The sequence below is a fragment of the Mycobacterium sp. TH-M25 genome, from assembly GCF_057473665.1.
On the sequence record NZ_JBYCLA010000455.1, the window covers coordinates 1 to 5868 of the forward strand.

Annotated in this window: 8 protein-coding genes; 4 read left to right on the forward strand and 4 right to left on the reverse strand. The window is 65.5% G+C overall.

The features are described 5' to 3' along the window. Positions 1-304: alpha/beta fold hydrolase (locus AC2VOU_RS15485; RefSeq protein ID WP_486958170.1), on the forward strand; the 304-nt coding region annotated here is incomplete at its 5' end. Here the strand turns inward: AC2VOU_RS15485 and AC2VOU_RS15490 are convergent. After that, a complete protein-coding gene (locus AC2VOU_RS15490) occupies positions 301-1218 on the reverse strand; it encodes an NAD(P)H-dependent flavin oxidoreductase (RefSeq protein WP_486958171.1) in 918 nt (305 codons plus the stop codon). The two genes, AC2VOU_RS15485 and AC2VOU_RS15490, sit on opposite strands and share 4 nt — an antisense overlap. Positions 1219-1398: 180 nt before the next feature. On the opposite strand from AC2VOU_RS15490, the gene AC2VOU_RS15495 reads away from it, so the two are divergent. Further along, the gene (locus AC2VOU_RS15495; RefSeq protein WP_486958172.1) at positions 1399-2424 is read left to right on the forward strand and encodes a fused (3R)-hydroxyacyl-ACP dehydratase subunits HadA/HadB; all 1026 of its coding nucleotides are present in this window, start codon (positions 1399-1401) and stop codon (positions 2422-2424) included. A gap of 10 nt (positions 2425-2434) precedes the next feature. Here the strand turns inward: AC2VOU_RS15495 and AC2VOU_RS15500 are convergent, their stop codons facing one another. Together AC2VOU_RS15500 and AC2VOU_RS15505 are read right to left on the reverse strand one after the other, a co-directional pair. Next, the gene (locus tag AC2VOU_RS15500) at positions 2435-3316 is read right to left on the reverse strand and encodes a dihydrodipicolinate synthase family protein (protein ID WP_486958173.1); all 882 of its coding nucleotides are present in this window, start codon (positions 3314-3316) and stop codon (positions 2435-2437) included. 30 nt (positions 3317-3346) lie between these two features. Then, positions 3347-4132 carry an aldolase gene (locus tag AC2VOU_RS15505; protein ID WP_486958174.1) on the reverse strand — a complete coding sequence of 262 codons (786 nt, stop codon included), beginning with the start codon at positions 4130-4132 and terminating at the stop codon, positions 3347-3349. Positions 4133-4291: 159 nt separating this feature from the next. Between AC2VOU_RS15505 and AC2VOU_RS15510 the strand changes: the two genes are divergently transcribed. Continuing rightward, a complete protein-coding gene (locus AC2VOU_RS15510; protein ID WP_486958175.1) occupies positions 4292-4720 on the forward strand; it encodes a guanyl-specific ribonuclease in 429 nt (142 codons plus the stop codon). Beyond that, positions 4717-5037, forward strand: coding sequence for a barstar family protein (locus AC2VOU_RS15515; RefSeq protein ID WP_486958176.1), 321 nt, complete (start codon positions 4717-4719; stop codon positions 5035-5037). Before AC2VOU_RS15510 ends, AC2VOU_RS15515 begins: the two co-directional genes overlap by 4 nt. A 72-nt stretch (positions 5038-5109) precedes the next feature. Here the strand turns inward: AC2VOU_RS15515 and AC2VOU_RS15520 are convergent. Next, the coding region (locus AC2VOU_RS15520) for a serine hydrolase (protein WP_486958177.1) at positions 5110-5868 on the reverse strand (759 nt) is incomplete at its 5' end.

Consider the following 5868-nt stretch of genomic DNA (forward strand, 5'->3'; position numbering starts at 1 on the left):
CGCCGTGGCCGAGCGTGATGCCCGGGCCATGCTCGAACCCGGAGCACTGACCGCGGCAATCAACTGGTATCGCGCCATGCCGCTCTCGAATCCGCGCTCGATCAACCAAAAAGTCTCGGTGCCAACGCTTTACGTCTGGAGCGACCGCGACATCGCGTTGCTGCCCAAGGCGGCCCACAACACCTGCGGATACGTGACCGGGGAATACCGGTTCGAGGTTATGCCCGGGGTCTCGCATTGGATACCCGACGAGGAACCCGACCAGCTGGCCGATCTGCTGCTCGACTGGTTCGCCGCGCACTAGAGCAGTCGGGATCGACAGTCGGCTAATGCAGTCTCGATCTCCAACCACGTCTGCTCGACAATTTTCGCGGCCGGCTGCAGCTCGGTGATGCGTGACGAGACCTGACCGGTGTTGGCGACGCTGGCCTCCATGTCACCGTCGAAATACAGATCGGTGATCCGGCCGAGCAACTGGATTCCGGGTTCGGCGGCGGCCGCCCGGGCCGCGAGACCCGTTCGCAGCACGCGCATCGTCGGGTTGCCCGGCAGATCGAGCAGCACAGTGCCGTCGTCCCTGGCCGCGATGATCTCGTTCTTGAAGTTGGCGTGCACGCCGGCCTCGTGGCTGGCGAGCATCCGGGTGCCCATCTGCACGCCCTCGGCGCCGAGCACCACGGCAGCCGCGGCCGACCGGGCGTCGCAGATGCCGCCGGCCGCGATGATCGGGAGGTCGACACGATCGGCGACGAGCGGCAGCAGCACCAACGTCGACGCCCCGAGGGCCGACTTGAACCCGCCGCCCTCCACCCCCTCGACCACCAGCGCGTCGACCCCCGCGTCCAGCGCCTTCATCGCGCCCTTCAACGATCCGATGACGTGGATGACCGTCATGCCGGCATCGTGCAGTCGTGCAGTGAACAACGCCGGGTCGCCGGCGGAGGTGAACACGTGCCGAACCTCGGCGGCCACCAGTTCGTCAACGATCGAGGGGTCCTTCTTCCAGCCCTGGATCATCAAGTTCGCCGCGACCGGGCGGTCGGTGAGTTCGCGCACCCGGCGCAGGTCGGCCCGGCCCTCGGGGGTCAGGGTCTCGATCATGCCCAAGCCGCCGCCCTCGGAGACGGCGGCGGCCAGTTCAGCGCGGGCGATGTAGGTCATCGGGGCCTGAACGACGGGGAATTGCACGCCCAGCAGTGCACGGATGCGATTCGTCATGCCTGGAATCATGCCTGGATCGACACCGTCAGAGTCGACGCACCAATTTTTCGGTGCTGAACCAGGACGCGATCGACTCGGCGCACACCACTGAGGCAGGCGCCGTAGTGCTGATATAGCCGCACGTTAGGGTCTTTTGGTCGGCTTCAGCAACAAGCCGGTAGAAAAGTTGAGCCATTCATGACTGCAACAGCAGAATCGTCGGCGCTCGAAGAGCGGATCGGCCATCACTACACAATGGACGGCACCTACCTGGTCGGCCGGGAAAAGGTACGCGAATACGCCCGCGCGGTGCAGGACTATCACCCGGCGCACTGGGATGTCGACGCCGCCGCCGACCTGGGTTACTCCGACCTGGTGGCGCCGCTGACGTTCACGTCGACGCCCGGCATGACCTGCAATCGCCGCATGTTCGAGCAGATCGTGGTCGGCTACGACACCTATATGCAGACCGAGGAGCTGTTCGAGCAGCACCGCCCGATCGTTGCCGGCGACGAGTTGACGGTCGACGTCGAACTGACGTCGGTGCGCAGGATGGCCGGTCGCGACCTGATCACCGTGACCAACACCTTCACCGACGCGGCCGGCGAGCGGGTGCACACCCTGCACACCACCGTCGTCGGCGTCACCGCCGCGGACATCGATCCGGCGATCAAGACGGCGGTGCAGAACGCGATGATGCACGACGTCGACATCTTCGGAGTCGGCGAAGACGACTACCACAAGACAGTGCGCCCCGACGGCGAGATTCGGATCGCCGACGCAAGCCTCACCCGCACGCCGGGGACGCCGTCGTTCGACGACGTGCACGTCGGCGACGAGTTGCCGGTCCACCACGCCCGGCTGACCCGCGGCGACCTGGTGAACTACGCCGGGGTGGCGGGCGACGCCAACCCGATTCACTGGGACGAGGACATCGCCAAGCTGGCCAACCTGCCCGACGTGATCGCCCACGGCATGCTCACCATGGGTTTGGGGGCGGGCTTCGCCTCGACCTGGACCGGTGACCCCGGGGCGGTGACCCGCTACGCGGTGCGGTTGTCGGCCCCGGCGATCGTGTCCGCGCGCGAAGGCTGCGACATCGAATTCGGCGGCAAGATCAAGTCTTTGGACCCGCAGACCCGTTCCGGCGTCGTGATCGTCACCGCAAAATCCGACGGCAAGAAGATCTTCGGTATGGCCACCTTGGGTGTGCGCTTCCGCTGATTGGTGTGCGCTAATCGACGAGCAGAGAGCGCAATTCGTCGATCCCGTCCTGCTCCAACGGGAGCAGGGGCGGCCGCGGCTGCCCCACCTGGGTGCCGAGCAGCTCGAGTCCTGCCTTGACGGTCGTGGGTAATCCGCCGGCGACGATGAAGCGCAGCAACGGCGCCAGATCGTCGTAGATGTCTTTGGCGGTCGCGTAGTCGCCCGCCTGCGTCGCCGCGTAGAGCTCGAGGCAGGGGTGCGGTCGCAGGTTGGGCGCCGCCGTGCACCAGCCACTCGCGCCGGCGGTCAGCGCATCGAGGATGAGCGGGTTGCTGCCGTTGTAGAACGGCAGTGCGTCGCCGGTGAGCTCCTTGAGACGGACCATGCGATCGAGCTCGCGGGTGGATTCTTTGACCATGGTGAGGTTGTCGATGTCGGTGAACATCTGCACGAGCAGTTCAGGGCTCATGTCGATGCCACTGGTAGCCGGGTTGTTGTAGGCCATGATCGGAATATCAAGTGCCGCAGCCACCGTGGCGTAGTGTCGGGCGATCTCGCGTGGGGTCAGTTTCCAGTAGGAGACCGGCAGGATCATCACCGCGTCGGCACCGGCGCGTTGCGCGTAGCCGGCGCGGCGAACCGTGTTGGCCGTAGTCAAATCGCCGGCGCCGACGATCACCGGCACGCGGTGGTCGACAGCGTTGACCGTCGTGTCGACGACGCTGTCGAATTCGGCCTCGCTGAGATAGGCGGCTTCGCCCGTGCTGCCGAGCGGCGCGATCGCGTGAACCCCTGCGGCGAGCAGCTTTTCGATCAGAGAAGTCAGTACCGCGGTGTCCACGCCGCCATCGGCGCCGAAGGGCGTGATCGGGTAGGCGATGATCCCGTGGATGGCCGGGGCAGGCGTCACGAAGCTCCTCCTCGTCGGGGAAGTGCGGCGTTAGTCGGACAGGGCGTCGGGGTGGCCTACCAGTGCGCGTCGCGCGTAGTAGGCGAAATTGGCTTTGCTGCGCTTGGCAGCCAGCGTCCAGTCGTGAGCCTCACGAGCGAGATTCTCGGGCAGCGGTTTGATCTCGCCAGCGGCCATGGCGGCAAGCTGCAGTTTGGCGCCGCGCTCGACGAGAACCGCCAGCGAGCAGGCTTCCTCCACGCTTGCCCCGGCGATGACGTGTCCGTGATGGGCCAGCAGCACTGCCTTCTTCTGACCGAGGGCCGCGCTGATGATCTCGCCTTCTTCATTGCCTACCGGCACACCGGGCCAGTCGGGCAAGAATGCGCAGTCGTCATAGAGCGGTGTGAGGTCCATATGGGAGACGACGAGCGCAACTTCGAGCATCGACAGCGCCGCGACATGGAACGGGTGCGTGTGCACGATGCATTGCACGTCGGGGCGGGCGCGGTAAATCCAGGAGTGAAAGCGATTGGCGGGGTTGGCCATTCCGCTTCCGGACAACACGTTGAGATCTTCGTCGACGACCAGCAGATTGCCGGCGGTGATCTCGTCGAAGCCCAGACCCAGCCGCTGGGTGTAGAACGTGCCGGGTTGCTCGGCGCGAGCGGTGATCTGTCCAGCCAGTCCCGAGTCGTGCCCGCGGTCGAACAGTGCGCGGCACGTCAAGGCAACCTTCTGCCGCAGTGTCCATGCAGTGTCGGCGAATTCCCGGTCCATGGCGTCCTGCGCACGCCGGATGAGCTGTTCTTTGGAGTCGTTGAACGTTGCACTCACAAGTCACCTCCGGCGCGGGGATCGGCGCCCGATGGGCCAATTCGACGGTACCTTCACGATAACCGGGTTTTGGCCGCCGACGGTTTCGCCGACCGCCCAGGTCGATCAAGACGGGCGTCATCAGTTGTAATGGGCAGAAGCGGGTGGCAAGGAGCACAGGTGGGTCGAGGCAGGCTGCTGCTGGTCACGCTGTGTGCACTGGCTGTCATCGTCGGCGGATGGGCGCTGACGCGTAACCAGCCATCCCCCCGGGCTGCGCAGTCGGCAAGCGGCGTCGCGGCGTCGGTCTGCCCGATCGCCTCGCTGCCGCACGAGGTTGTCGACACCATCGGTCGTATCCGCGCCGGCGGTCCTTTCCCGTTCCCGCGCAGCGACGGTGCCGTGTTCGCCAACTACGAGGGCCATCTGCCCAAGCAACGCCGCGGCTACTACCACGAGTACACCGTGATCACACCGCGCGCCCGAGACCGGTCCATGCGGCGCGTCGTCACCGGTGGCTCGCCGGTGACGCATCCGGCGCAATACTTCTACACCGGCAACCATTACGACACGTTCTGCCTGGTCACCGGCGCGGACGGCCAGCCATGAGCCGCAGCCGCACCGATGGCAACCCGGTGATCTACCGGCTTGATGGCCGAAAGATCAAGTCTCCCAGCGACTTCTACCGTGAAATCGGATCAGCCGTCAATGGCTCGGGCGGGTATTTCGGGCGCAACTTGGACGCCCTGGCGGATTGCCTGCGAGGCGGATTCGGCACTCCGGAACACCAGCACTACGAATTCGAATGGCAGCACAGTTCCCTGTCGCAGCGCTACCTGAGCGACGTCTACCACGGAAAGCGGCCGCTGATCGCGGCGATTCAGGACGTCTTCGACGAGGCGGGAGTACCGCTGCGCCTGAGCTGACGCTGTTCATCGGCGTCGCAGATGATTCCCGGGCCGTATGGGTTGGCGTCGCCCCGGGCCCGGTTCGACCGCCTATCCACCTTCGAGTTCCGCCCTCAGACAAGCGCCGATGGCATTCATTCCCGACAACACCCGGTCTTTGAGGTCGACGCCCGCAGCCGGCCAATTCGCGATGACCGCGTAGGAGATCCGGGCATCGTTGCATCCAATGGTGCCTACGTCCGCTCGGATGCCAGGGTCGGCGCCGGTTTTATTGTGAAGGGCGAGGACTCCATCACCTGGTGTGTGCACCAGCGGATCGAGCCCGAATGCGGACGCCACCAGGGACAGGTCCATCCCGGTGGCCAGCCAATTGTTCACCTGTTGCGACACCACCGGCGACACCACATCGCGCCGTGACAGCCGACTCATCAAACCGGACAGTTCAGATGCCGACCCGGTCGACAGCGTCGGCGGGTGATCCGGGCCACGGTGGTCTCGGACATAGTCCAGCAACGCCGTGCGAACCAAGCCGAGTGTTCGGGCGAGCGTGCCGACCCTCGACAGGCCGACGTTGTCGAGGAGAACATTGGTCGCCGTGTTGTCGCTGACGCTGGCAATCAGCACGCATAGGTCGTCGACCGCTAGTTCGTCGACACGGAGGCGGTGCCAAAGCCCTGAATCCGCGACCAGTAACTCGGGGTTACGCCGCAGCAATGTCGTACCGCTGAGCTCGCCGGCGTCCCGTTGGCGCGCGGCTTCGATGAGGAGCAGCAACTTGCCGATGCTCGCTGTCTTCATCACCCGATCGCCGTTGCGGCACGCCAATTCCCGGCCGCCGACGTCTCGAAT